The 24,739-nt window shown below is 57.6% G+C and carries 20 protein-coding genes; 2 read left to right on the forward strand and 18 right to left on the reverse strand.

The features are described from left to right. Window positions 1-3: 3 nt before the first annotated feature. From P0120_22965 to P0120_22985, 5 genes are all read right to left on the reverse strand, one after another. Window positions 4-1,152, reverse strand: coding sequence for an ABC transporter permease (locus tag P0120_22965; GenBank protein MDF0677172.1), 1,149 nt, complete (start codon window positions 1,150-1,152; stop codon window positions 4-6). A 59-nt stretch (window positions 1,153-1,211) separates the two neighbouring features. Then, on the reverse strand, window positions 1,212-3,014 hold the full coding sequence (gene ftsH / locus P0120_22970; protein MDF0677173.1) for an ATP-dependent zinc metalloprotease FtsH: 1,803 nt from the start codon (window positions 3,012-3,014) through the stop codon (window positions 1,212-1,214). An 87-nt stretch (window positions 3,015-3,101) separates the two neighbouring features. Next, on the reverse strand, window positions 3,102-4,082 hold the full coding sequence (locus tag P0120_22975; GenBank protein MDF0677174.1) for a DUF1207 domain-containing protein: 981 nt from the start codon (window positions 4,080-4,082) through the stop codon (window positions 3,102-3,104). Between the two features lie 294 nt (window positions 4,083-4,376). Further along, window positions 4,377-4,655, reverse strand: coding sequence for a GreA/GreB family elongation factor (locus P0120_22980; protein MDF0677175.1), 279 nt, complete (start codon window positions 4,653-4,655; stop codon window positions 4,377-4,379). Window positions 4,656-4,955: 300 nt separating this feature from the next. Continuing rightward, window positions 4,956-5,909: a universal stress protein gene (locus tag P0120_22985; GenBank protein MDF0677176.1), complete on the reverse strand. Its 954-nt coding sequence runs from the start codon at window positions 5,907-5,909 to the stop codon at window positions 4,956-4,958. A gap of 327 nt (window positions 5,910-6,236) precedes the next feature. Between P0120_22985 and P0120_22990 the strand changes: the two genes are divergently transcribed. Further along, complete coding sequence (locus tag P0120_22990; GenBank protein MDF0677177.1) at window positions 6,237-7,229, forward strand: hypothetical protein; 993 nt, start codon at window positions 6,237-6,239, stop codon at window positions 7,227-7,229. Between the two features lie 256 nt (window positions 7,230-7,485). Here P0120_22990 and P0120_22995 read toward each other — a convergent pair whose 3' ends face one another. The 10 genes from P0120_22995 to P0120_23040 form a co-directional block, all read right to left on the reverse strand. Continuing rightward, window positions 7,486-7,830 (reverse strand): hypothetical protein, encoded by a 345-nt coding sequence (locus tag P0120_22995; protein MDF0677178.1) that lies wholly within the window; start codon window positions 7,828-7,830, stop codon window positions 7,486-7,488. Between the two features lie 533 nt (window positions 7,831-8,363). Beyond that, complete coding sequence (locus P0120_23000; protein ID MDF0677179.1) at window positions 8,364-8,549, reverse strand: hypothetical protein; 186 nt, start codon at window positions 8,547-8,549, stop codon at window positions 8,364-8,366. A 473-nt stretch (window positions 8,550-9,022) separates the two neighbouring features. Further along, window positions 9,023-10,195, reverse strand: a complete 1,173-nt coding sequence (locus P0120_23005) for an ABC transporter permease (protein ID MDF0677180.1) — start codon at window positions 10,193-10,195, stop codon at window positions 9,023-9,025. Further along, on the reverse strand, window positions 10,192-11,346 hold the full coding sequence (locus P0120_23010) for an ABC transporter permease (GenBank protein MDF0677181.1): 1,155 nt from the start codon (window positions 11,344-11,346) through the stop codon (window positions 10,192-10,194). Before P0120_23010 ends, P0120_23005 begins: the two co-directional genes overlap by 4 nt. Continuing rightward, on the reverse strand, window positions 11,343-13,361 hold the full coding sequence (locus P0120_23015) for an ATP-binding cassette domain-containing protein (protein MDF0677182.1): 2,019 nt from the start codon (window positions 13,359-13,361) through the stop codon (window positions 11,343-11,345). Before P0120_23015 ends, P0120_23010 begins: the two co-directional genes overlap by 4 nt. A gap of 9 nt (window positions 13,362-13,370) precedes the next feature. After that, a complete protein-coding gene (locus P0120_23020; GenBank protein ID MDF0677183.1) occupies window positions 13,371-14,477 on the reverse strand; it encodes an efflux RND transporter periplasmic adaptor subunit in 1,107 nt (368 codons plus the stop codon). Window positions 14,478-15,125: 648 nt separating this feature from the next. Further along, entirely contained in the window at window positions 15,126-16,811 is a 1,686-nt protein-coding gene (locus P0120_23025; protein MDF0677184.1) for a response regulator, read from the reverse strand. A 29-nt stretch (window positions 16,812-16,840) separates the two neighbouring features. Continuing rightward, window positions 16,841-17,011, reverse strand: coding sequence for a hypothetical protein (locus tag P0120_23030; protein ID MDF0677185.1), 171 nt, complete (start codon window positions 17,009-17,011; stop codon window positions 16,841-16,843). A gap of 96 nt (window positions 17,012-17,107) precedes the next feature. Then, on the reverse strand, window positions 17,108-19,816 hold the full coding sequence (locus P0120_23035; protein ID MDF0677186.1) for a response regulator: 2,709 nt from the start codon (window positions 19,814-19,816) through the stop codon (window positions 17,108-17,110). Window positions 19,817-19,972: 156 nt separating this feature from the next. After that, the gene (locus P0120_23040) at window positions 19,973-20,473 is read right to left on the reverse strand and encodes a response regulator transcription factor (protein MDF0677187.1); all 501 of its coding nucleotides are present in this window, start codon (window positions 20,471-20,473) and stop codon (window positions 19,973-19,975) included. 310 nt (window positions 20,474-20,783) lie between these two features. On the opposite strand from P0120_23040, the gene P0120_23045 reads away from it, so the two are divergent. After that, the gene (locus P0120_23045; protein MDF0677188.1) at window positions 20,784-22,022 is read left to right on the forward strand and encodes an SUMF1/EgtB/PvdO family nonheme iron enzyme; all 1,239 of its coding nucleotides are present in this window, start codon (window positions 20,784-20,786) and stop codon (window positions 22,020-22,022) included. A 94-nt stretch (window positions 22,023-22,116) separates the two neighbouring features. Here P0120_23045 and P0120_23050 read toward each other — a convergent pair whose 3' ends face one another. The 3 genes from P0120_23050 to P0120_23060 all read right to left on the reverse strand — a co-directional run bounded on the left by P0120_23050 (window position 22,117) and on the right by P0120_23060 (window position 24,730). Further along, window positions 22,117-22,584 carry a hypothetical protein gene (locus P0120_23050; protein MDF0677189.1) on the reverse strand — a complete coding sequence of 156 codons (468 nt, stop codon included), beginning with the start codon at window positions 22,582-22,584 and terminating at the stop codon, window positions 22,117-22,119. A 319-nt stretch (window positions 22,585-22,903) separates the two neighbouring features. Next, entirely contained in the window at window positions 22,904-23,380 is a 477-nt protein-coding gene (locus P0120_23055) for a CopD family protein (protein ID MDF0677190.1), read from the reverse strand. 84 nt (window positions 23,381-23,464) lie between these two features. Next, window positions 23,465-24,730 carry a multiheme c-type cytochrome gene (locus P0120_23060; GenBank protein ID MDF0677191.1) on the reverse strand — a complete coding sequence of 422 codons (1,266 nt, stop codon included), beginning with the start codon at window positions 24,728-24,730 and terminating at the stop codon, window positions 23,465-23,467. Window positions 24,731-24,739: the final 9 nt, after the last annotated feature.

A 24,739-nucleotide genomic window follows, 5' to 3' on the forward strand; every position in this document is an offset into this window, starting at 1 on the left:
CTTCTATAAATCCCACCAATTGAGCAGGATGCTGCAGATCGCGTCGAACACGATCACCCCAAAAATCCCCTGCACGACACTGATGGTGGTGTGTCGGCCGACATCGTCCACACCGCCTCGAATCTGGAATCCTTGATAACAGCCCACCAACGCGATGATCGCCGCAAAGAACGGCGCCTTCCCCAAGCCGATCAGAAAATGCCGCACAGGAACGGCTTCCTCGAAGCGAGTGATAAACTCTACGAAACTCACGTTGAGCTCACCCAGGGCAATCAGCATGCCGCCGAACACGCCCACCACATCTGCGTACACTGTTAACAGAGGCAGAGCGATGACCAAGGCCAGCGCTCGAGGCAACACGAGCAAATTCATGGGCGAGATGCCCAATGTCCGCACCGCATCCAATTCTTCCGTCACCTTCATGGTGCCGATCTCAGCCGCATAGGCGGATCCCGAACGACCGGCGATGAGGATTGCTACGATCAACGGAGCGATTTCGCGCAACAGCGAGATGCCGACCAGATCCACGATAAAAATGTTCGTGCCGAACTTACGGAGCTGTTCCGCGCCCTGATAGGCGATCACGACACCGACCAGAAACGTCAGCAGGCCTGTGATCGGCAAGGCCCGCACGCCGTCCAGTTCCACGATCCGCAAGAGCGTCCGCCATCGAATGGAACGTGGCCGCATCAGCGCTCGACCGAACGCGATGGTGCTTTCTCCGACGAATGCGAGTGCGCGAATCGTGGCCGTGCGACGAGACCGCAGCGCGCCCGCCACGCGATCGATCCACCCCGACCGACGGACGGGGGCTCGACGCTCGAGTTGGGCCCATTGCGACTCCACCATCTCAAGCAATTCGGCGAATTCAGGTTTCAACCCTTGGAGGGTGGTCTCCTGGCCCTTGCGTCGTACGCCGTCGATGCAGCGGTGCAGGATGAGCGCGCCGCCCGTATCCATAGCGGTCACTTCGCCGGCATCGTAGAGGACGGTGGAGGTTTCAGGCCATCGGAGCGCTCGGCCTCCACGTTCCAATTGAGACAAGTGTGGAAGCGTCCAAGACCCTCGGCAATGGATCACATTATCTTTCACAGAGATGGTTGCCTCTTCCACCTGGTTCACTCCATCGGTCGCCTTGACTCTTCCCGCCATTGAACATTTCCTCGGTCACAATCCTCTCCGACGACCGCAAGGAAATCGTCATGCTCGATTCAGGTCGCCTCCAGGATGGTTTTGAGCTCAGCCCCGGTAATCACTTCTCGTTCCAACAAGAGCTGTGCGCCTTGTTGGAGCGTAGTTTTCCTTTCCTCCAGCAATCGCCTCACTCGGCCGTACTGCTCGTCGATGATCCGTCTCACTTCGCAGTCTATTTCACGGGCGGTCTCTTCGGAATAATCGCCTTTTTCAGAGGCGACCGGAAGCTGAAGGAATTGAGGCTGTCGCTCCCGTTCCAACGTGATGGTGCCGAGTTTTTCGCTCATTCCGTAGGCCTTCACCATGCTTTTTGCGATGTCTGTGGCCTTGACGAGGTCGTTCTGCGCCCCCGTGGAGGCTTCCCCGAAAATGGTTTCTTCGGCAATTCTTCCACCGAGCAGCACGGCGACTTTATTCTCCAATTCCGACTTCGTCATCAGAAACCGGTCTTCCGTCGGAAGTTGCAACGTGTAGCCGAGTGCCGCCACGCCGCGAGGAATGATGGAGATCTTTTGCACCTGATCGGAACCTGGTACGGAAAGAGCGACGAGTGCATGGCCCGTCTCATGGTAGGCCACCCGCTCCTTTTCCATCTTATTCAAGACACGATTTTTCTTTTCCAGGCCGGCGATGACTCGTTCGACCGCCTCGTGTAATTCAGAAATACCGACCTGATCCTTTCCCCGGCGTACCGCCAGCAACGCCGCCTCATTGATGATGTTGGCCAAATCGGCTCCGGAGAACCCGGGGGTCATCGCTGCGATGTTTTCGAGATCGGCGTCGGGACCAAGCGTCACCTGTTTGGCATGCACACGAAGAATGGCGAGGCGACCGATCTTGTCCGGACGGTCCACCACCACATGACGATCGAACCGGCCGGCCCGAAGCAACGCAGGGTCAAGAATCTCGGGGCGATTGGTCGCCGCCATGAGAATGACCCCGATGCGAGGATCGAAGCCATCCATCTCGACCAGCAACTGGTTGAGCGTTTGCTCGCGTTCCTCGTGCGCCATGGGCCCTGCGCCACGCGCTTTTCCCAAGGCATCCAACTCATCGATGAAAATGATGCAGGGAGCTTTGCCCTTCGCTTGCTCGAACAGATCACGAACCCGTGCCGCGCCGACGCCTACGAACATCTCGACGAACTCGGAGCCGCTGATGCTGAAGAACGTCACGCCGGCTTCACCGGCCACGGCGCGGGCCAGCAAGGTCTTCCCGGTGCCCGGTGGGCCGACCAGCAGGATTCCCTTGGGAATCTTTCCCCCCAGCTTGGTGAATTTTTCCGGTGTCTTCAGGAACTCAATGACTTCCCGCAGTTCCTCTTTGGCCTCATCGACTCCGGCGACATCCGCGAAGGTCACCTTGATATCCTTCTCCATGTAGATTTTGGCTTTAGATTGACCGACTTGCATAAAGCCACCCTGAGCCTGTCCCAATCGACGAAAGATGAAGAACCAGATACCGCCGAAGAGGGCAACCGGGATGACCCATGACAGGAGATCGCGCCAAAACGTGGATTCAATGACACCGGTAAAAGTCACTCCATGTCGGTTGAGCTCACGGACGAGATCCGGGTCCTCGACCCGCACGGTCGCAAAGGCTTGTTGCTCCTTGGATTCACCCTCGGGCTTCAACTTTCCAGTCAACACTTGACTGGTCACGGAGACTTCCGCCACCTTCCCGGCCTCCACCAACCTCTTGAATTCACTGTACGGAAGTTCTTCGATCTTATTCAGGGCGTGAATAAAATCGTGCACGATCACGACCGCCATGATGGCGAGAAGGACGTACCAGATGGAAAATGAGACTTTCTTATTCATCGGCATTGCTCCCCCACGAAGCTGAAGAGGGTTCGTCTCGACGCAGGTAGGTTGAACCTTGACTGATTCCCGGGTCTACCCACAGTTTCAAAACATGAAATAGGCGCCGACTCCAAACGATTCGGTCTTCTGCGAATAGAAGAATTGCCCATAGGGATTATATCCATAATAGTAGTTGAAGAGAATCCGAAACCGCCTAAAGGAAACGAGCTGAGACATATCGAAGCCCATCAACAGATTGGTGTTGATAAACCAATCCTGCGCCTCGACGGACTTAAAGTCCGCCGTCAGGACCGGCGTAAAGAGGATCGGATTCGTGAGCAGACCAAAGGCATAGGATCGAGCCCATGCGGTTGGTGACCGCGCTTCGAACCCCCAGTGTATTGTACCGCGATCGAGCGTGGAGGGTTGGCGGTTGATCTTCACCGCTCCTCCCCCATACAGGCGCACCCATTTCTGGAAATCATAGGACACAATCAGGTCGACCTCTTCAAATTGAAGACCAATCGACTTAAAGCCTGGGTGGGCTCCAAGGAACTCATCCCCCACATGACTGCTCTGGTGATAAAAGCGTAGGCGCGCAGACCAGTTTCCCTGACGCCAGGTCAGCGGGATGCCGGCATTGAAATCGACGTTCATGAGTTCGGCATTCGACGTATCCAAGTCAAACTGCGCGAATACCCCGGTGAGGACACTGATCTGCCATCCGTTACATCCCTTGCGCCTGGTATAAACCCCAAAATTCCCTCCAATACCGACCGATCCGATGTTCGCAGAGGTCCCTTCGTTGAGTGATTGCGTGGATTGCCAGAGGGCAAAGGACTGAGGCTGCTGCGGGTCGGCCAAGAGGGGACGAAAGAGGTCGTCTGCCGGAAGCACTTCGCTCCTCGCGTCGTCAACGGATTGCTCCGGACCTTGCTGATACCGGCAATCCAGCAACTCCCTTGGCCTCGTGTCATCCGGTTTCCTCTCATTCGACTCGTCCGCATAGGCTGGTCCTGCCAGCAACAAACCGATGGCGAGCAATCGGATAATCCACCGATCGCAAGAGAGCCGCGTCCGGCCCATCCTTCTTCTCCCACTCCGGCGCTCGTGCATGGCGCAAGCTGGACGCCGTTCACTCCGTCTCTTCGATAGCACATTTCTGATGGGGAATTCACATGTTTTGTCGTGCATCGCAGCCGGTCGGCGGAGACTTCGCCGAAGAGTATCCCCCTATGCCAAGACTTCGGAGGACACCCGCTGCGCATATCTCCCCGGCTTCGCAACCGTGACCTCTTACATAGGCGGGTGATGGGTACACTCGCGGACAAAGGAGTTGATCGATGTAGGAGTGGGGCACTAACGATTCACGCAGGACTGTTACAAATCATAACGGCCGGCTGCTTCGGGCTGATAGAGAACTTCTTCGATCCGCACCTTGCGTGTCCCGGCCGGCACAAGCCAGTCCACCGTGTCACCCACCCTGTAGCCGAGGATGGCGGTGCCGATGGGAGCAAGAATCGAGATTCGATTCTTCTCAATATCCGCATCGGACGGGAACACAAGGGTATAATTTTTCGCCTCGCCCGTCTCCATATCCTTGAGGCGAACTTGAGAATTCATCGTGACCACGTTATCAGGAATCGCGGTGGGCTCCACGATATGGGCCCGGTCCAGCTCATTCTGTAAACTCTCCAGATATTCCCGGTCCCGCTCCTTGAAACTGATCCCTACCTCCAGCAGTTCTCTTGAGGCGAATCAGATCGAATTTGGTGATGTAAATGTCCCGAGATTCCATGTCCCTGCTCCTTGTGTTTATGAGGCCAGCCTCCCGGAACCACAGGGCGAAAGTCCGGCAAAACTTCGGCGTCTTCTCGGAAGAGCAGCCGCGATCATGCACCGTCTCTTGCCGCGGTTGCTCCGTCATCGATCGGGAAACCCCGTTGCTGTACTCCTTTGTTATGGCTCTGCCACCGACAGCGGCATCATGCGGCTGTGGTTAGCGGTGAACTTCGGGCTTCGGACCGTGAGCACGGGACAGGGAGCCTGCCGAAGCACGGATTCAGCCACGCTGCCGTACCGCAAACGCGTCAACCCACGCCGTCCGTGGGTGCCCATGACGATCAAATCGCAACTCTGCCCACGAGCATAGGTCACGATCGACTCCGATGGAATCCCCCCGAGCACAACCGACCCTGCCGCCAGACCACGCCCCCTCACCACCTGCGCAAGACCGTCAAGTTGGATCTCCCAGTGCGTCCGCTTCTGGACCTCCTGCTCGATCCGGCCCAACCCCAATTCCAGGTCGAAGTAGATCGGTTCCAACACATGGACGATCGTGAGTCTGGCTCCAAAGCGCTCGACCACCTGAATCGCATACTCCAACGCATCGAGGGACGGACTCGAGAAGTCGACCGGCACCAGCACATGCCGGATGCATGGCGGTACGTCCACATCCTTTTCGCCATGAATAGGGGCGACCCGAACCGTCAGCGTCGGACAAGGAGCCTGCTTGATGACGCGCTCAGCCGTGCTGCCCAGCATGATATGGTCCAGTCCGGTCCTCCCATGGGTGCCGACGACGACAAGGTCGGCACGTTGTTCGAGCGCAGTCTGCCCGATCTGCTCGCTGGGAATGCCTTCGCGCAGATGCCAATCCACGTTCAGCCCTTCCTGTTTCACGCGAGCCGCCAGATCACCCAAGAGCCGCTCCGCCTCCTTCCGTCGCTCCTCCAGCAGCGGATCAAGGAACGGCGCGTCGAACTCCAACCTCCGCGACTCCTCGACCACGTAGAGTACGTCCACATGAGCAGACCAGGCGCGGGCGACACACATGCCGTATTCAACGGCACGCCTCGCACAGGCGGAGAAATCCGTGGCGACGAGGATCCGATTAATCAACAGGTCGTTCATGCAGACTCCTTTGTTTGCGCGCCGTCCACCGTTCCTCGGCGTCCGAGAACCAGCGGAATGATCAGTACCGAACAACCGGCGGTCCGCATGACATGCTCCACCGTGCCGCTAAAAAATATGTCATAGTTGAGTCAATATTTTCCGACGCTCAGCACAAATCGTCCACAGGGAGATACAGCGTCGTCTTCAACAAGACAAATGCCGCGCCATGAGTCGCCTGCCTGAGCCGGACATGCATCTTCATCCGCTCGACCAGGGCAGCGCGAAGTCATGGTGATGGCCGACGGTTGCCATCGGCAGTATACAAACTTCTGGGCGAGAGGCACCATGCCTCAATTCATATTCAAGCTCTTTCTTAGCTTGATCATCGCATGTCTCTGCCCTCCGGAGGCAGTGTGGGGCGAAAACCCAGAGCATTGCCGACCAGAGCCTGCCGGTCCCTGGTTCACCGGTACGCTGCTCTCGACCAGAGGCCTGACTCTCGATCGGGGGCACGCGGTTGTTCAACCGTACTTCTATTTCACACAATATGGTGGCTTGTATAATGACAATTGGCGCCTCCAATCAGCGACGGTTTCGGACACGATCGTCCAACAAACCTACCTCATCTATGGCTTAACGAGCCGGATAGATGTGGAGATCGCCCCGCAGTGGCTCAAGAATTCCGCAGAAGGCGAGTCCATCTCCGGGTTCGGTGATTTGCCGATTCAACTCGGCTTTCAAGCGCTGAGAAGCGGTTCCGATACATGGCTTCCCAATGTCCGGATCTGGGTCCAGGAAATATTTCCGACCGGACGCTACAACAATCTCCGTCCGTCCATACAAGGTCTGGGCGGAACCGGAGGCGGCTCTTTTGCGACGACGCTGGGCATCGGAGTGCAGAAAGCGATACGGTTGGGAGGAGAGCATTGGTTCAGATACCGTGTGAATGCGACGTACGGTTTCTTCTCGCCTGTCACTGTACAGGGATTCAATGCCTACGGCGGGGGATTCGGCACGGAGGGCCGTGTTGATCCTGGATCGGTAACGACTCTCATTGTCGCGGGAGAATATAGCCTCACGCAACATTTGGATCTCGCGCTCGATATCGGGTTTCAGACGGTCAATGGGACAGAGTTTTCCGGAACAACGGGGGTCGGAGTAAACGGTGAACCGGCGGCGGTTGGAAGGGGATCCGGTAATTTGCTCACAGTTGCTCCGGCTGTGGAATACAACTTCAATCAACACGTCGGCCTGATTGCCGGTCCATGGTTCAGCCTTAGGGGCAAGAACACCACAGAATTCTTCGGCGTTGTAGCGGCTCTCTTCCTGTACATGTAACCCCTTGCCTGCACAATAGTCATGGCAACGACAGATTCCGCAGTTGAACGGATGCGATCAGGAGCGAACGATCCGAACCTCTCGAAAGATGGGGAAATGAGGCGGTCTCACGGAGGTATGGTCATGCCCGCCGAGGCGGGCATCCAGTCGTTCCGGATTTCCCTGGATTCCCGCATGCAACATGCGGGAATGACGAGAAGGAAAGAAAGTGATCAACTGCGGAATCCGGGCTCAATCATTCGACGCCCCCTAGACATCACGGACCTCTCCGTATCAATGCGTTGTGTCGCCGGGCCAAATCGCGAGCTTCATGGCTGGCTTTCAGATAGTCTTCCGCCATGGCGCGGAGATTGGTGATATGCATCTGCACAGTCGCAGGGTCGCCGCCATACTCTTGCGGAAACTTTTCGTAATATTCTGCAACAAACTCCCATCGATCCGCTTTTGCTTTGAGCGTCTTCGCCTCTTCGAGATAATACATCTCCAGCTTTCGGTGGTCGCCGGCCTTGATCAGAGCCTCAAGGTCGTCCGAGGCCAGGGCCGGCACGCTCATCAGGAAACTGAGAGCCAAGCATACGCAGGTCCATTTCCCTATCATCATCGTAGGCCTCCTGCTATGTTCCGAACAATTCATCGCCTCCAGTATGAGACAGTCTGTCAATTCATCTGGCTCACAGGTCTTGCTTGTACCCTCCTTTCTGTCAAGCAAGAGCTTGATCGTGGCATCTCTCGGCCATACCACGGCACTTCATCGACCGAGTCACATAGCACCCCGACCGAGCCCTGGGCCAGGACCGCCACCAAACCGCCAAGCGGGGAGGAATATTCGCATGCTCAGCCCCCATGAATCCAGTGGATATTTTGTAGGCGCAGTACCCTACTTGCTCATCGGTGAGACCCGTTGGAATCACTGCCAAATTCCCTTTCGCGCTCTTTAGATGGAACTATTCCGAGAGGTTTCCATCCTTGACGTTGGCAAACTTCCACCCGCCGAGCATCTCCTGACACTGCGATGTGTAGCCGCGCAGGCAATTCTCGCACTGATAACAGGGAGTAATGGCGTTGACCCCGACTCGGTCCCCCTCATGAAACCCCTTGACGGCGCTTCCCAGTTTGTAAAAGACCCCGATGGCTTCATGGCCTAGTGTCGGGTTGGTCCCTTCTCAAATCGCCCCCGACGGTATGGACATCCGAGGTGCAGATGAGCGTGGCGGTGGTTTTGACGATCGCATCATTCGGTCCGGGATCAGGGATCGGCTTCTCTATCATTCCCACCGAACCGAGTTTCCGCATCACAAATGCTTTCATTGTCCGGGTCATGGTCCCTTCCCTCCTTTCCTCCGATCCAAGTACGATCCTCCTACCTCCGCCGGGTGTTTGCGGTTACAGCTGCACTGAATCCGCAACCTTACCTGTCGGGACGAGGGAATCTCTGGCCAAAGCTCACTGCCGATCCCAATCACCTCTTGAGAACCTTCTGAACACTTACCGGCAAGTACGGCACCTCCGCATCCTTCTCGCGAAAGCCGTTGTGTTAATCGAGGCTTGCGTATCTCTTTTTAATAAGCGAGTGTGGTCGCAACGATGGAGTTTCGCGACAGCGGACTGCGCGACGGTTGTCGCGGATCGCACAGTCGGTTTTGTTTGATCCGGCTTTCTCTCGGCGACCGGCAAAAGAGACCGGGGACAGGTTTCCTTCGCTGTTGAAGTATCACGACCGTCAAAGATCTCTTACGTGCCACGTCCCCTCGACGACCGTAACGGCTGTAATAGCTTCCAAGGACTCAAAGGACTCATTGGAACTGTCGTTTGAACCGCCACGTGCCGAAGCCGAAGAGGGCACCGCCCAGAGCAGCCATGGCAATCGCCTGGCTCCAAAGCACGTCGAGTCCGGCCCCTTTCAACAGGATCCCATACGCAATCTCGATGAAATAGCGCAGCGGGGACAGCAGCATGAGGGCATTGACCCAGTCGGGCAAGGCTTCCATCGGAGTTGTGATGCCCGACAGCATAAGCATGGGAGCCACGACGAGAAGCGTCAGCAAGCCGACCTGTGCTTGGTTTTGAGTAATCGTCGACGCGAAGAGTCCCATGCCGGCTGTCGTGAATGTGAACAACGCCGTCAGGGAAAACAAAAGGATCACGCTGCCTCTCACCGGTACGCCGAAGGCCGGTTGCATGACGCCGAAGAGCGCCACCGCCGTCGCCCCAAGGATGACGATAGTCATCGCCAATACTTTGGGCAGCATGATTAAGAGCGGCGTCAGCGGCGACACCAGCAACTGCTCCACCGTGCCACGCTCTTTCTCCCTGGCCATCGCAGTGGCGGGCAGCAGAATCGCAAAAATGGTGATCGTGCGCAAAAGACCCGAGATGGACTCGAACCAAGCTTCGTTCTGGTCTGGGTTGTACCAAACCCGATGTTCGCTTGTGACGATCGGCAGACTCGCCATAGCCTGAGGCGATCCGCCGATACGGGTCGACGAGAAGTCTTGACTGAACTCCGCCACGATGCGCCCGGCATAACCTGCGGCGGAGAGGCCTTGTGGCGCGTTGGTGGTATCGACCAACAATTGGACCGCCGTAGGCTCGCCAGCGGCAAGTTGCTCATGAAATCGGGGCGGAATTTCAAGGATGACCATCACCGACCCTCGATCCATCCGACGTAGTCCCTCATCGGGATGGCTCAGTTCGCCGATCAAACGAAAATACGGTTGGTGAAACCGGTGGATGAGATCACGCGACGACAAACTGTGGTCGGCATCGTAGACGGTGAGACTCGCATTGTGAAGTTGCGACCTGAGACCATTACCCGAGATCAGAATGGCCAGCGTAAAAGAATACGTCAAAAACAACACGATCGGCAGATCTCGAAATAACTGTATCATTTCCTTGCGCGTCATGACCATGAGACGTCCCCACCACACGACGGCGCGCCGAGAAGCTGATGCCGTCACCCTGTTCATGATCGGGGCCTCTTGGAAAACAAACGGTATCCCACGAGCCGTAAGGCCGCTGCATACAGAGCCAATGCCAGGACATCAGGCCACAACACGTCCAGTCCGACGCCTTTTAAGAAAGTTCCCCGAACGATGTTCGTGAAATACATGCCTGGGAAGAAATGTGCCTGGATCCAGGCGCCGGGGCTGAGGGAGGAGACCGGCACGATCAGTCCGGAGAAAAGAATCGTCGGCAGAATGCTGATGACCATGGTCACGATCAACGCGGCGATTTGCGTGTCGACCATGATCGAGACGAGCAACCCGATCCCTGTGCTCGTCAACACAAACAGCAGCGCTGATACCAGAAAAAGTCCCACATTGCCCTTGAAGGGCACTCCGAACCACAGAGTCGCAAGCAGCCAGAGGACCACTGCGTTCATGAACGACACGACGACATAGGGAGCGAGCTTCCCTGCGAGATATTCAACCTTGCCGACAGTGGCGCTGTAGATGTTATAGATGGACCCGGATTCCTTTTCCCGCACGATTCCGAGCGCCGTCAACAGCGGCGGCGCGAGCATCAAGGAGAACATTACGAGCGCCGGAATGGTCGACCAGGAGCTCCGCACCTCTTCGTTATAGAGGTAGCGGATTTCCAGCTTGATCGGGCGCGCGAGAATTTCGGCGTGCGCTCGGGAGACTCCCTGCATCCGCGCCACGTGATCCGAGAGCAGGTCCGCGCTGAATGCACCATTGATGGCGATGACGTACCCCTTCGTAATGTCGGTCCGAAGAGGGAAGGTCCCATCGATCAGCGTTTGCACAGCGACCGGCTGGCCGGCGACCAGACGTTCCCCAAATTTCTCGGGGACGACGATGACGGCGCGGGCTTTGCCACTTTCCAACCAGTCATCCGCCTCGGCTTCACCGACGAGCGAACCTTTGAAGTCGAAATAACGGGAAGTCGTAAAGCGATAGAGATAGTCGCGGCTCAACGAACTGTGGTCGCGGTCAACCACGACGAATGGGATCTTCTCTACGTCGAGGACAAGACCGTAGCCGAACACCAGCATCCATAAAACCGGCAGCAGGAACGCCAGGAGGACGAACATCCGATCCCGCACCATCTCGCGCCACTCCTTCGATGCCACCGTTGCGACACGCTTCAGACTCATAAACCGGCTCCTCGTTTCGTCGCTTCTTCCTGTTGTTCCAGCGTCATGACCCGATGGACGAACACATCCTCGAGACTGAGCGGCCGGCCGCCAACAGCCTTCACGCGCATGCCGTCGGATGACAGCACCGTACGGAGCCGCGCCTCGTCTTCTGCGTGATGGCGGGACAACAGATGGATCTTGGTGCCGTAGAGTGCAGCTTCGGAAAACCCCGCCTCTTTCAATCGACGCAACGCCCTTCCGGGGATATCCGTCTCGATTTCAAGAAGCTGCCCGGCTTCTTGCTCGACCTGACTTTTCATGTCGCTCGGCGATCCTTCGGCGACGATCCGTCCCGCATACATCAACGCCAGGTGGTCGCAATGCTCGGCTTCGGTCATATAATGTGTGGTGACCAAGATCGAAACCTCTTCTTCGCGCGCCAGCCGCGACAAAATATCCCAGAAACGCCGTCGGCCGATCGGGTCGACGCCCGAGGTCGGTTCGTCCAAAAACAACACGCGTGGCCGATGGACGAGCGCACAGCCGAGCGCGAGCCGCTGACGGACTCCCATCGGCAGGCGACCGGTGAGGTTTGACTCATACCCGTGTAAACCGGCCATCGCAACGATCCATTGCAATCGTTCCTCCGTCGCCCGCGAATCTAATCCATAGATCCCGGCGAATAACCAAATGTTCTCCACGACGGTCAAGTCCAGATAGAGGGAGAAGGCCTGTGACATGTAGCCGATACGCTCTTTGATGGCGTTACCCGCGGTCTTCATGTCGGCCCCCGCCACCCGACCTTCTCCGCCGGTCGGTGGCATGATGCCGGTCAGCATCTTGATCACAGTGGTTTTCCCCGCTCCGTTGGCCCCCAGCAGGCCGAAGATTTCTCCGGGTTGGACTCGAAACGTGACGTGATCCACGGCTCGAAAAGATCCGAAATCGCGGATGAGTCCCTTGGCTTCGATCGCCGGCCCGTCGTGGTCGCGGTTCATCGGGGAAACAGAGAGGGCACCGTTCCCTTCTTGATGTTCGACCTGCCTCAGCAAGAGCGCGACAAACACATCTTCCAATTCCGGTTCGTCCACTCGAAGGTTCGATGACGTCACGCCACCTAAAGCGGTTTCGATCTGCGACACCGCTTGCGCCGCATCAGTGGATGCCGTGAAGACATGCAGCCGAGGCCCCAGCGCCTCGACTTGCCGGTACGTCCGCTTGAGGCGAGCGATTGCATCCAGCTGTGGCGCTGCTTCAAACGTCACCATCGAACCGGGGACCAGCGCTCGGACTTCGGCGGGTGTGCCTGAGGCCAGTTCTTTTCCATTCGAGACGAATGAAAGCCGATGAAACCGAGCCGCCTCGTCCATATAAGCGGTCGAGACCAGGGCGGTCATGCCTTTCTCTTGCAGCAGCTCAGCCAGAATGGCCCAGAAATCGCGGCGCGAGACGGGATCCACCCCGGTGGTCGGTTCATCCAAGATCGCGAGCTCCGGCTCATGGATAAGGGTGCAGATCAGCCCCAGCTTCTGTTTCATGCCACCTGATAAATGTTTCATCGCCCGATCACGAAACTTGTCGAGTCGGGTCATGGCAAGCAGCCTGGTCTTACGCTCCAGGAGGTCGCGCTCCAGCACCAGTCGGAGTCGCGCAAAGAAATCGATGTTTTCCTCGACGGAGAGGTCGGGATATAAATTGAGCCCCAGACCTTGCGGCAGAAAACCGATCCGTTGCTTCACGCGCTCCGCGGCTCGTTCCGAATCCACCAGGGTGCCGAAAACGTTGACTGTTCCTTCATCATAGGTCAACACACCGGCAATCGCCTTCATGAGGCTGCTCTTTCCGGCTCCGTCCGGCCCGATGAGGCCGTAGATCTCACCACGACGAACCTCCAGATCGACGCCGTCGACCGCAACGTGCTTCTTGTAGCGCTTCACGAATGCGGACACCTTAATGACGGTGTCCGCATGCTGAGGGCCAAGTGCTGAGTGCTGTGTTGAAGTCGGAGCCAGCGTTGCCCCCTCATGTCTCACGAGTCACCTTTACGATCTCGGTTTCGTCCACGCTACGTCTTCTTTCCATCGAATGATGGCGTCGGCTGGCAAGCCGGGCGTCAGGCGATGATCCGGATTGTCGGTTAGGTACAGGCGTACCGCGTAAATCAGCTTCACCCGCTCGTCCGGCGTCTGAACTTCTTTCGGTGTGAACTCGGCCTTCGAGGCAATGTAGCGCACCGTTGCCTCGAACGGCCGGTCGGGAAAGGTGTCTGTATGAATCCTGGCCGGCAGGTCGAGCCTCACTTTCCCAATTTGCACTGCCGGCACATACACCTGCAAATACAATCGGTCGAGATTCACCAGTTCAAGGAGCGGGACGCCGGCCGTCACGACTTCGCCGACATCGACCATTCTGGCGGTAATGGTGCCGCTCGCGGGCGCCTTGATCGTCAAATCGTTCAGCACACTTTCTGTTTCATCAAGGGCTGCGTACGACTGGTCACGTTGACGTTCCAACGCGGCGACCTCTCCTTCCTTCGCCTTGATACGTTTCCAGCCCAATTCGGCCTGCGAGAGTTCTTTGATGGCCTGGCTCAGAGCGCTCTTGGCGGAGGCCTGCTCGCTTACGGCGACCTTCCACCGAGCCTCGGTCTGAGCATGCAGTTGGTGGGATACGGCCTGCTCGGGCAGCAACGCGCGCATACGCGCGACATCTTGCCTGGCCTCCTCTTCAACCGCCTTGGCCTTTTCGACGGCGGCACGGGCGCTGTCCACCTTCGCCGAAGCGGCTTCGATACCGAGCGGCACTTCAAGATTCATCACCGCGAGTGCCGTATGAGCCGCCTCGACCTGAGCCTCAAGCATATCCACCAGCCGACGGGCCTGTTCGACCCTGGCGCGCGTCTGAACATCGTCCAGAATTACCAGCGGCTGGTCTCTTGCAACCGAGTCACCTTCCCGGGCTCTCAGCTCGGCAATCCGTCCGGGAAACTTACTTGCAATAGTGACGTGATCTCCTTCAATGCGTCCGTTGGCCTGAATGAGCCCCTCCGGTAACCCACTATCCCAGAAAAGTCGACTCAGCGTCGTATAACCAATAAGCATCGCCACAACCACGGCGATGGCCGTGATGATATAGGTTCGGGTCGTCATATCATCATTCCATATCCCTGGATCTCCGTCGTGGTCCGTAACTCAGCGGTCGAGAGCAACCATCGCGTCCCTTTGCCCCACAGAGTCATATTGCGGCGTCTAGAGACTGCAAGAAAGGAGCCTGTGAAAGGAGGTACTCAGTTATGATTTGATCCTTACGGAAGATTCACAAATTAACCCGACAACCGGAGCGTGGGAGCAGGAGTGCTAAAGGGAGATTTGCGACAGAGTAGAAATCCACTCTGTCGCAGAACGCGACAGGTAGTTCGGAGATCGTTTTTACGGAGAAGCGACTCGCTACTTGAAGCTCCTGTAGGGATCATCGAAGGTCGCCCGACATCCAGACAGCGAACCTTCCCGGTTCGTGTACCGCCTTCGGTCAAAATATCCTCAATGAGGCGCTGATGAGCGCAACCCGTTTCTCGAGCCCAATGCCGGTTTCTGTTCTGCATTCTGGATGACTCGTGTTTTCATCGGCATGTCACATGCCTTGAGCGGCGATGTGTTGGACTCTCTCTCAAGTTCTCCATCGAGATTTCCAGCCGGATATCCATTTCTCCGCGCCGGACGAACTCCACCAGAGGGAGGTACATCATGTTGGGAATCAACGTAGTTCGGATCAGACAGGAACTGAGGGAATGGACCGGCTCACGCGACGGGGGAGATGTCCTTTAACACCGTCTGCACGGTCTGGTAGAGCTGTTCGACCGCCGCTTCCTTTGTAAGCAGCGTTGCGGCGCCTGCCTTCGCCATCGCATCACGATTCTCATGCTCGGCGTTGACCGATAGACCGATCACCGCGATGTTGGGATGACGGGCCTTGATCTCGCGCGTCGCCTCGATGCCGTTCATCGTCGGCATGTTGATGTCCATCACCACGATGGTGGGCCTGAGCTTCTCGACCAACCGCACGGCGTCTCTGCCATCCACCGCTTCTCCCACGACTTGCACATCCTCATACTCCTCCAACATCGCACGGAGTCCCTGCCGCATCATGGCGTGGTCGTCCACCAACAATAAACGAATTCGCGAAGCAGGGTGCTGCAAGGTTGAGGAAAGCTTTTTGTTCGGCCCCTCAGCCTGAACCTTGACCCCCACCTCGCCGGTCCCGGTCAGCGGCAAGCGCAGCGTCCCCGTGGTCCCCTTGCTCGGCGCCGATTCGATCTCGAACGAGCCGCCGATCGCGCTCATTCGTTCACGGATGCTGAAGAGACCGAATTTTGATGACAAGCCTCCCGTGGCAGGCGCCTCAGCCGCAGCAAAATCAAAGCCGGCGCCCTCATCAGACACTTGCACCAACAGCTGACTCCCCTCATGTCGCATCGTGACAGTCGCTTTGCCGGTGCCGGCATGCTTCCAGGCATTCATCAAGAGTTCGCGGGCCGACTGAAACAGCAAGGCTATCTGATCTTCCGCCAGGTTCAAGGTCTGGTCCTGTGGAACCTCCACGGTGACCGCCATGTCGTGCTTTTCCATATATTCGCCCAGCCATGTGAGTCCGGCGGCGAGGCCATGGTCCCGCAACACCGACGGACTCAACTCAGCCACGAGCGAGCGCGTGTATTGCAACGCCTCTGCAAAGATCTCCTCCGTTTCGTGAATCATCATTTCCACGGAGGGCTGACCCGTGACCAACCGTTTGGCGCCGCCGAGTTTCAGCTTGCCCAGCACCAGCATTTGCTGCAGATGGTCGTGCATTTCCGTGGCCAATCGCGCTCGCTCGCGTTGCTCGGCCAGATTCAATTCCAGCGCTAAGGCACGCAGTCGCTGCTGAGACTCCAGCAGCTTCTGCGTCCGCTCAGCAACTCGCTGTTCCAACCGCTCGTTCCACTGTTGCAGGCGCTGTTCACTTTCGCGGACTCGGCGTTCCGCCTCCGTGCGTTCCGTCAGCAGCCGGGTGAGCTCGCGACGTTGACGATCGATCGCGAGAAATACGTTGACTTTGCTCTTGAGCACGTCCGGCTCGATCGGCTTGTAGAGAAAATCCACCGCCCCCGCCTCGTACCCTCGAAAGCGATATCGCTCCTCGCGCGATCCGGCCGTGACGAAGATGATGGGGACGTGTTTGGCCCGCTCCACGCCGCGCATCACCTCCGCCAGCTCGAAGCCGTCCATCTCGGGCATCTGCACGTCGATGAGCGCCAAAGCCACGTCGTGCAGCAACAACAGTTCCAGAGCCTCGGCTCCAGACTTGGCGCACAGTAGTTTCACGTCATCGCGGCGCAGCAATTCAGCGAGCACCGTTAGGTTGACCGGATGGTCGTCCACGAGCAGCACCTTGGGATGGCCCGGCGACGCGTCGGTCCGGCCCTCGATCACATCTGGTTTGTTCATAGGTCTTCTCGCTTGTGATAGATGCGTTCCTATTGTTCGCGCGCCTGTACCAGGCGGCGGCTCAGTGACGGCCTGGCGTAGCCGCGAAAATCATGCTCACAAGCCCGGTACAGCGCACCGAGCAACAGCTCGATCTCGAACACGTCGGTGCTCTGAAGAGAGGTTGAGGCTAAGGCGGAGGTCGATTTCTGAAGTTTCATCTCTTCGCGCTGCCTAACGGCGTGAAGGGCCATCGGTCTGCAAGACCCGAATGGCGCTCCCGCACACATGGTTCCTGACCAGCCTTAACCCTAACCTCAACCTCTCCATTTCGGCATCCAAATCCGCACCAGCGACACCAGCCTGTCCGCGTCCACCGGCTTGGCCATGTAATCGTTGGCGCCGGCGGTCAATGCCTGCAGACGATCCGCCTTCATCGCCATGGAGGTGAGCGCGATGATGGGCAAATGGCGCCATTCTGGGCGCTTGCGGATTTCGCGCATGGCGGTCAAGCCGTCCATCTCCGGCATCATGATGTCCATCAGCACCAGGTCGATCGGAGCGCCGTCGGGCTGGAGCGATCCTTCCAGTACCGTCAGGGCCTCGCGGCCGTTCCGGGCTACCTGTACTTCGGCGCCGCGTGGCTCCAACAGGCTCATGAGCGCGAACACGGTGCGCACGTCGTCTTCCACCACCAACAGCCTGGCCCCCTCGAGGGCCGCGTCTCCGCAACGCGCTCGGGTGAGCAGGGCCTGCTGCACGGGTGGCAGGTCGGCGACCACCTGATGCAGAAAGAGCGTCACCTCGTCCAACAGCCGTTCGGGCGACTTGGCGTCCTTGATGACGATGGACTTGGCGTAGCGGCGGAGGCGCTGCTCTTCGTCCGGCGAGAGTTCGCGCCCCGTATAGATGATGACCGGCGGACATGAATACCGGTCCTCATGGCTCAACGTTTCCAACAGAGCGTAGCCCTTCTCATCCGGCAGACTCAAATCGAGCACCATGCAGTCGAAGGTGGTGGCACAAAGTCTTTCGAAGCAGTCCGCGGCGGTCCCCACGCCGACGGTTTCCACGTCACGTGAGGTCAACAGCGCCGTGATGGCTTCCCGCTGCGTCGGATCGTCCTCGACGATCAAGACGACGCGTCGGTCGCCCGACAGCCGTTCGCGATCGTCGGGAATTCGAGCATGGCCAGGGTCTGCCTCCCTCCCGTGGCTAGAGTCAGGAACCGTCAGCGCAAACTGTCCTTCGGGTCCTCCAGACACAGAGGTCCTGCCAGGCTCCGAAACCGCCTTGTACCGTTCCGGCAGCAGCACGGTGAACGTGCTGCCTTGCCCCGGTGCGCTGGTCAATCTTATTTCTCCACCCAACAGTCGCGTGAACTTCCGGGCGATGGACAGTCCAAGGCCGGTGCCGCCGTACTTCCGGTTAGTCGTGCCGTCGGCCTGGCGGAACGGCTCAAAAATAGCTTGGTGCTGGTGGTCCGTGATGCCGATACCTGTGTCGCGGACCGCGAACGCGATCCGACCGTCGGACGCGCGGCCGACCTCCAACCGGACTTCGCCCTGTTCGGTGAATTTGATCGCGTTTGAGAGTAAATTATTGAGTATCTGCTCCAGTCGCTGCTGATCGGTCTCGATCGTCTCCGGCATCCCGTCCGCGAGCCGGACGCGTAGGCTCAAGTCTTTGTCCTCGGCCACCGGCTGAAACATGGCCGTCACATGTTGAGCCAAGGCAGCCAGGCACACCGGAAGCGGCTGCACCTCCATGCGACCGGCTTCCACTTTTGCCAGATCCAGCACTTCATTGATCAGCGCCAAGAGATCCCGGCCGGCCGATTCGATGTTCCTGGCATAAGCCACCTGTTCAGGCGTCAGGTTGCCGTCGGCGTTGTCGCTAAGCTGCCGAGCCAAAATCAGCGACGCGTTCAACGGCGTGCGCAGCTCGTGGGACATGTTCGCGAGAAATTCGGATTTGTACCGGCCGGCCTGCTCCAATTCGCGCGCCTGGGCTTCCACGTCGCTCTTGGCGCGGATCAACTCATCGTTCTGTGCCTCCAGCATGACGGTCTGCTCTTCCAACCTGGCGTGAGAGTCCTCGAGACTGGCGCTTCGCTCCGTCAGCTCCTCGTTTGCCGCGCGGAGTTCTTCGCTTTGCGCTTGAAGCTCTTCCGCTTGACGTTGAGTTTCCTCCAGCAACTCTTGGATATGGACACGAACCTGCGCCGAGCGAATCGCCACGGCGATCGACTCGGACACCCGGGTGACGAATTCCTTGTCCGACTCGTTCACCGGATGAAGAAATCCCAGTTCCAGCACCGCTTTGATCGAGCGCTCCACGGCCAGCGGAGCAATGAGCAAATGTCGCGGGGCGCTACGGCCCAGCGAACTCCCGATGGTCAGATAGCCCTCCGACACGTCGGGTACCACGATGACCTTTTGTTCAACGAGCGCCCGGCCGAGCAAGCCGTCTCCGGATCGGACCTCCAGTGGGAGACGGGCATCGGCCGGGACACCGTACGTCGCCGTCCGGCGAAACGTCGGGCCGTTCTCAATGAACAAGGCGCCGGCCGGGGCATCGAGATACTTGGCAATGGTGCCAAGCACCCGCGACCCGAGCTGGTCGATGTTCGGATCGCCCGCCATCCGCTCGCTCAGGAGAGTCTGGCCGGATTGCAGCCATTCCTGTTTGCGAACGGTGAGCTTATTGGTGATGAACTGATAACCGAGCGCCGCCAAGGCCCAACTGGTCGCCACCTCGAAAATGCGATTCTGCGCCGCAAGGAGCGGATCGATACCGTGTGAGCTCACTAAAAAGCCGACGAGTATCAGCAGCGTAGTTGCCGTGGCTGTGTAGGCCGGCACGAGTGGCTTCCAGGTCAAATAGGAGAAGACCAGCGGCAGGATATAAAAGACCCAGACAGCGATGCCGAGCTCGGTCAAAAGACCGCTGATGAATACGGCGCTACTCGACAGAACGATGGCGCCATAGACCAGGGGCGTGGGGGTCCGTTCAAAACGGGTCATGTCGGATTCGCATTATCGAAGTGGAAAGACCGACCTCTCACCTCTGTACCTCAGATGCGGGGGGCGTTGAGTCTATAATAGAATCGGTGTCTTCAGTCCCTAGGGAAAGCCCTGGCCCAACTCAACGGATCGGTTTGAGGAAGGTGGAGGAGAAATTTAGGCGCACCGCTGCCTCCTTCCGTTCTGCGGGGGGCGGCAACGAGCGGGCGAACCGGCATCGACGCTTCTGTCGACAGCCTGATACATTGCTTGAGGCAGGTGTTGATACGCGGTTTCTTTTTCGAGCAATAGGCAAGCACCGGCATCCAAAAACGCTTCTCGAGTCCCATTGTCGACGTAAAACGAGAGGCCAATGACAGGCAGGTGCGGATATTTCCGTATGATGGAACCTGTCGCTTCGATACCGTTCATTCTCGGCATGTGAATGTCCATCACAACGACATCGGGCTCCAGCAGGTCTGTCAGCTTCACCGCCTCTTCCCCATCCGTCGCTTCACCCACCAGTTCAATGTCGAGATGACGGCTAAGATATTTACGCAACCCTTGCCGGACGAGGAAGTGGTCATCTACCAGTAACACACGAATACATTTCGTCTTCAGCCGGTCGGCTCCATCGGCTCCAATGGTTTTGACTCGATCGATAAGTGTCGTGTCCATGGAATCTCCCTCTTGCATGTTGGGCCTTGCACCCTAAGAGAAAGAGGAATCCTTATGAACTAGTAAGCCGCCTAGTTTGCCCGTTAAGTTACAATGACTGAGCAATAAGTCGCGATTCCGTCGCATTGCGACTATTCCTGAATGACCAGGAAGTACCTGATTTCAATCGACTTCACAGGCTTCTTTATGCGGGGGCTGCATTATGCTATGTTCTCGGTCACGAAAGCTGTGTTCAGGGCGGCGGTCTGTCTTCCTCACGGGAATGGAAGACCCACCGTCATAGGCAATCACAGCTGGGAGGGAAACGCTCATGAAGCAGACCCTTGGGGTGCTGGGTTTTCTCATATGCTTGACCGTGACCGCAGTCTCCATGGCAGCGCACGATGCCGAGACAGGCGAACTGGATTTTGCCAAAGGAGAGGCTCTATTGAAGAAGAAGCAGTATGAGGAAGCGCGCGCGGCGCTGGAGGCCGGCCTCATGAAAAACTCCTCGAATGTGCAGGCTCATTTCAACCTGGCTGAGGCTTGTCGAGGGTTAGCAGCCTGGGCCTGCGCGGAAGAACATTATGAAACCGCGTTGTATCTGGATGCGAAATCTAGAACAGCGGGGACGAAGGAGCTACGGTTGCGCAAAATGGAGGTGTGGCGCTCGCTGGAAGAAGTGACGGCGTGGCGGTTGCTGGAGGAAGCGAAAGAGTTGATTGCCGGTGGGCATGCCGACCCTGACCAAATGAAGAAGGCGGAGGAGGCCCTGGACGGCGCCAATGAGCTAGGGCTCAACCAGGAACAACAGGCGGTCTATCAGCAGTTACAAGCGAAACTCCCTGGGCGGCGTTCGACCACCGTGCTGGATAGTCTGAAACCGACTGAGACGCCGCTGGCGCTGGTGCCGGCAGGGGAATTCACGATGGGGAGCACCATGGCGGACGATGAAAAGCCGGTGCATCACGTCTATCTCGACGCCTTCTATATGGACAAGTACCACGTGACGGTGCGGCAGTATGCCAAGTATCTGGAGGCGACGGACAAGGAGGCGCCGCCCGAGTGGGATATCATGAACCAACCCCGACATCAGAAAAGCCCGGTTGTCAATGTCAGTTGGTTCGATGCTGCCACGTACTGCAAATGGGCCGGCAAGCGCCTGCCGACCGAGGCGGAGTGGGAAAAGGCGGCGCGAGGGACGGATGGCCGTCTCTATCCCTGGGGCAATGAGGCCCCCACCAGGCTCCACGCGAATTTCGGCAAAAAGGAATGGGCGAATCATATGGCCTTGGTTCCGGTGGGAATGTTTGAACTAGGCAAGAGCCCCTACGGCATCTATGACATGGCCGGCAATGCTTGGGAATGGGTCAACGACTGGTATGACCATGACTATTACAAGAAGAGCCCGGCGAAGAATCCTCAAGGACCGAAGACGGGTAAGTCAAAAGTCGTGCGGGGCGGTAACTGGCTCTATGTTCAGGAGTTTCTTCGTTCTTCCTTCCGTTTCAATGCCGAACCATCTGGCCGGCAGTTCGGCTACGGGTTCCGTTGCGCAAAGACTCCGTAGCTAGTGAACCTCGGTGGGAAGGGCCACGCCAAAGATTCATCCTACTCAGGCTTCTCTTCTCCTGCTTGTACCGAACATCGGCACCTCTGTGCGCCTATCTGCTTGCTCCAAATCTGTACATGTCATGACAAGCCGTGCAGCGAGCCGTCATGCTCGATAAGCGCTGCAAGATTTGTTGAGGCGTTTCGTGCCGCGCGATCGCATCCGCCAATGCATCCATGTCTTTGTGGATCGACATGCCCATCTGCTTGAACGGCAGCGGCAACTTGGCCATGATCGTCGGCTCCACGTCCGCCGCCATGCCCATTCCAACCGCCCTCGCCGTTGCTTCCATTTGCTTTGGCTCAGGATCCGGCTCTCCCAGTCCCCTGATAAGCCCATCCACCGTTTTCAAGAGCAGGCGCATTTCAGCGAGGATTTGATCGCGCTCTGCCGTTGCCAAAACGATTTCCGTCCGACCATCACTTCCCGTTTTCGTCACGCCCTTGACAAAAAACCATCCTCCCACGCTCAGCGTGACGACCCATAGGGTGATGGCGGTAATGCAATAATTTCGCTTCATATCATTATTCCTTTCGAAAACCAGCCTGCTGCTGTATTGCAAGGAAAGAACCGGATAGGCCGCGAAGATGCTGCAGGGTTTCACGGAGAATATTCAGGCGCTTAGCTGAGTTCGAGAGTGAGCCAGTGGCTCTTTGCTACAAGGTGCGAGGAGTCTCTGTCGCAGAAGGCGACAACGATAAGAGTTCTCGCACCAACAAGCCGATGGTGTCGGACATCGATCCCTTGCCTCCGCAACCCATTCCTCCGGTGAAACCACAAGCGCTGAGAAGCTTGCCTTGAAGTGCTGAGGAAGGGGATTGTGAATTTTGCCCGCTCAGTTAGGACCGAGCCAGCATCGTCGCCGCGATCACAACAGCCAATGCGATGAGCAACGAAACACGCGGCAGCCAGCGCGCGGTTTTGAAGACGACCTGTTCACTGGGCGTTCGCTGGGAATCCGGTATGGCACTGACCCGACTGACCTGAGGACCGAAGACAAGGTCATGGAGGAGGATCAGGAACAACAACAGGGCGACCAGCATCAACTTCACGGTCACAATCCCCGGCCACGAGGCCGGGCTGGTCACATGGATACCCCGTAGGGACAATAGCATCGGGCCGGTGATGAGTAATACTGCAATGGCAACCCACACAATAGGACGAAATCGTAGCGCCGCAGATCGAAACAGCGCCATGAATTCCGGCGCCGCCTTCCGGCCTCTGACTAACGGAGCCAAGACCAACGAGAGAAAAATCATTCCGCCGATCCAGGTGACAGCGGCAAGGATGTGTAGGACAACCAGGGTGGAGTACATGGGGCCTCAGTCGTTCAAGAGAGCTATCGTTGTAGCATTAGACAATGAGAGGAGATGATTTGCTCTATCCCGGCGTTGTGACTCTCAGCTGTGACCTGGTGCGGCGCAGGCAAGGCGTGTATGTTGTCCAGTCTGCTCGAAGGAATCCGCCAGATTGCCGGTTAAGGGAACCTGTCGTTCATACACGGTGAAGTTATAGGGATCCTTCGCCGTGAGGCCGTACTTGTCGATGAGCATCTGATGTTGCCCTTCCGTCTGGATGTGGTAGCGCACCTTCGCGATTAATTTGAGTCCGACGCTATCTTCTGGGAGTCGATACTCGAACGTATAATCCCGGCTGGCCAACGGCACGAGCCGATTGTCGTACAGCTCGATGATCGCCGGCTGCCACATGATCCATCGACCCATCGTGTCCGACTGCTGCTCCAACACTTTTCCGTGCTGATCCTCAACCGCAAATTCGACCGTGAAGTGGCGATCAGGGTCTCCCGTCGGGAGTTTATGTCCTGCGCCCGCATTGATCAACATCAACGTGACTCGGACCTTGTCGCCAGGTTTGGGTTCCGCCGGATCGGCCACCACTTTGACGTCGATCGCCCGCTTGATCATCTCGGGATCGTGTCCGCCACGCCAGAGATGTTGACGTCCCTGGCGGAGGGCTCCCCCCACGGCGACCGGCCGTTCGATCTCCGGCATATGACAGTTTTGGCAGATGAAGCCGCGCTCCTTACTCCAGTAGCCGTCCTCAAATTCAGGATAGGTGCCGCATGGTCCTCCGTTATAAAACTGCGCCGGTCCCCCCACGACGCTATGGCATCGATAACACATCTGCGTCGTGCGAAACATAGGATCGTACTTCGTCGGATGGGGGGCTTTGGCATCCTCGAACGGTCCCAGGATCACTCCGTCTCGGACGTGACATGCCGCACAGGTCACGCCTTCCCGCTGGTAGTTCGCATCGTAGTGAGGATTGGGGTCCTGCACGGCGCGTTCGACTCGGTCTCGCGGGATCTCTTTAATCAACGTCGGTTGCTGATTTTCCAGCGGCGTATGACAGTTGAGACAGACCCACGTGTGTTTATCTTTCGTCCAATATGCCTGGAAGAAGGGATCGTCGTAGGCCTGTGCGTGAATGCTGGTTCTCCACTCCTTGTAGATGTCGGCATGACAGGTTCCGCAGGACTCGGCCTTAAGGCTTGTCAAACCCTCCGGAATCTTTTGATGGGGAATGGCATGGGCATAGTCCGATCGTAGTCCGAAAATGACGGTTGGTTTGACTTCGGTGTAATACAGGTATGTGAGACCGCTCAAGACGACGAGCCCGATCAAAATTTTCTTGAACCACCGCATCGATCTCTC

Origin of the sequence: Nitrospira sp., from assembly GCA_029194675.1 — a bacterium.
Classification (GTDB): Bacteria; Nitrospirota; Nitrospiria; order Nitrospirales; family Nitrospiraceae; genus Nitrospira_D.

Coding starts and splice junctions, on each gene's coding strand:
- P0120_23035 (MDF0677186.1), bottom strand. CDS start 19,816: ATGACCCGTTTTGAACGGACCCCCACGCCCCTGGTCTATGGCGCCATC.
- P0120_23025 (MDF0677184.1), bottom strand. CDS start 16,811: ATGAACAAACCAGATGTGATCGAGGGCCGGACCGACGCGTCGCCGGGC.
- ftsH (MDF0677173.1), bottom strand. CDS start 3,014: ATGAATAAGAAAGTCTCATTTTCCATCTGGTACGTCCTTCTCGCCATC.
- P0120_22975 (MDF0677174.1), bottom strand. CDS start 4,082: ATGGGCCGGACGCGGCTCTCTTGCGATCGGTGGATTATCCGATTGCTC.
- P0120_22965 (MDF0677172.1), bottom strand. CDS start 1,152: ATGGCGGGAAGAGTCAAGGCGACCGATGGAGTGAACCAGGTGGAAGAG.
- P0120_23030 (MDF0677185.1), bottom strand. CDS start 17,011: ATGAAACTTCAGAAATCGACCTCCGCCTTAGCCTCAACCTCTCTTCAG.
- P0120_22985 (MDF0677176.1), bottom strand. CDS start 5,909: ATGAACGACCTGTTGATTAATCGGATCCTCGTCGCCACGGATTTCTCC.
- P0120_23000 (MDF0677179.1), bottom strand. CDS start 8,549: ATGACCCGGACAATGAAAGCATTTGTGATGCGGAAACTCGGTTCGGTG.
- P0120_23045 (MDF0677188.1), top strand. CDS start 20,784: ATGAAGCAGACCCTTGGGGTGCTGGGTTTTCTCATATGCTTGACCGTG.
- P0120_23020 (MDF0677183.1), bottom strand. CDS start 14,477: ATGACGACCCGAACCTATATCATCACGGCCATCGCCGTGGTTGTGGCG.
- P0120_23010 (MDF0677181.1), bottom strand. CDS start 11,346: ATGAGTCTGAAGCGTGTCGCAACGGTGGCATCGAAGGAGTGGCGCGAG.
- P0120_22995 (MDF0677178.1), bottom strand. CDS start 7,830: ATGATGATAGGGAAATGGACCTGCGTATGCTTGGCTCTCAGTTTCCTG.
- P0120_23060 (MDF0677191.1), bottom strand. CDS start 24,730: ATGCGGTGGTTCAAGAAAATTTTGATCGGGCTCGTCGTCTTGAGCGGT.
- P0120_22990 (MDF0677177.1), top strand. CDS start 6,237: ATGCCTCAATTCATATTCAAGCTCTTTCTTAGCTTGATCATCGCATGT.
- P0120_23005 (MDF0677180.1), bottom strand. CDS start 10,195: ATGAACAGGGTGACGGCATCAGCTTCTCGGCGCGCCGTCGTGTGGTGG.
- P0120_23055 (MDF0677190.1), bottom strand. CDS start 23,380: ATGTACTCCACCCTGGTTGTCCTACACATCCTTGCCGCTGTCACCTGG.
- P0120_23050 (MDF0677189.1), bottom strand. CDS start 22,584: ATGAAGCGAAATTATTGCATTACCGCCATCACCCTATGGGTCGTCACG.
- P0120_23040 (MDF0677187.1), bottom strand. CDS start 20,473: ATGGACACGACACTTATCGATCGAGTCAAAACCATTGGAGCCGATGGA.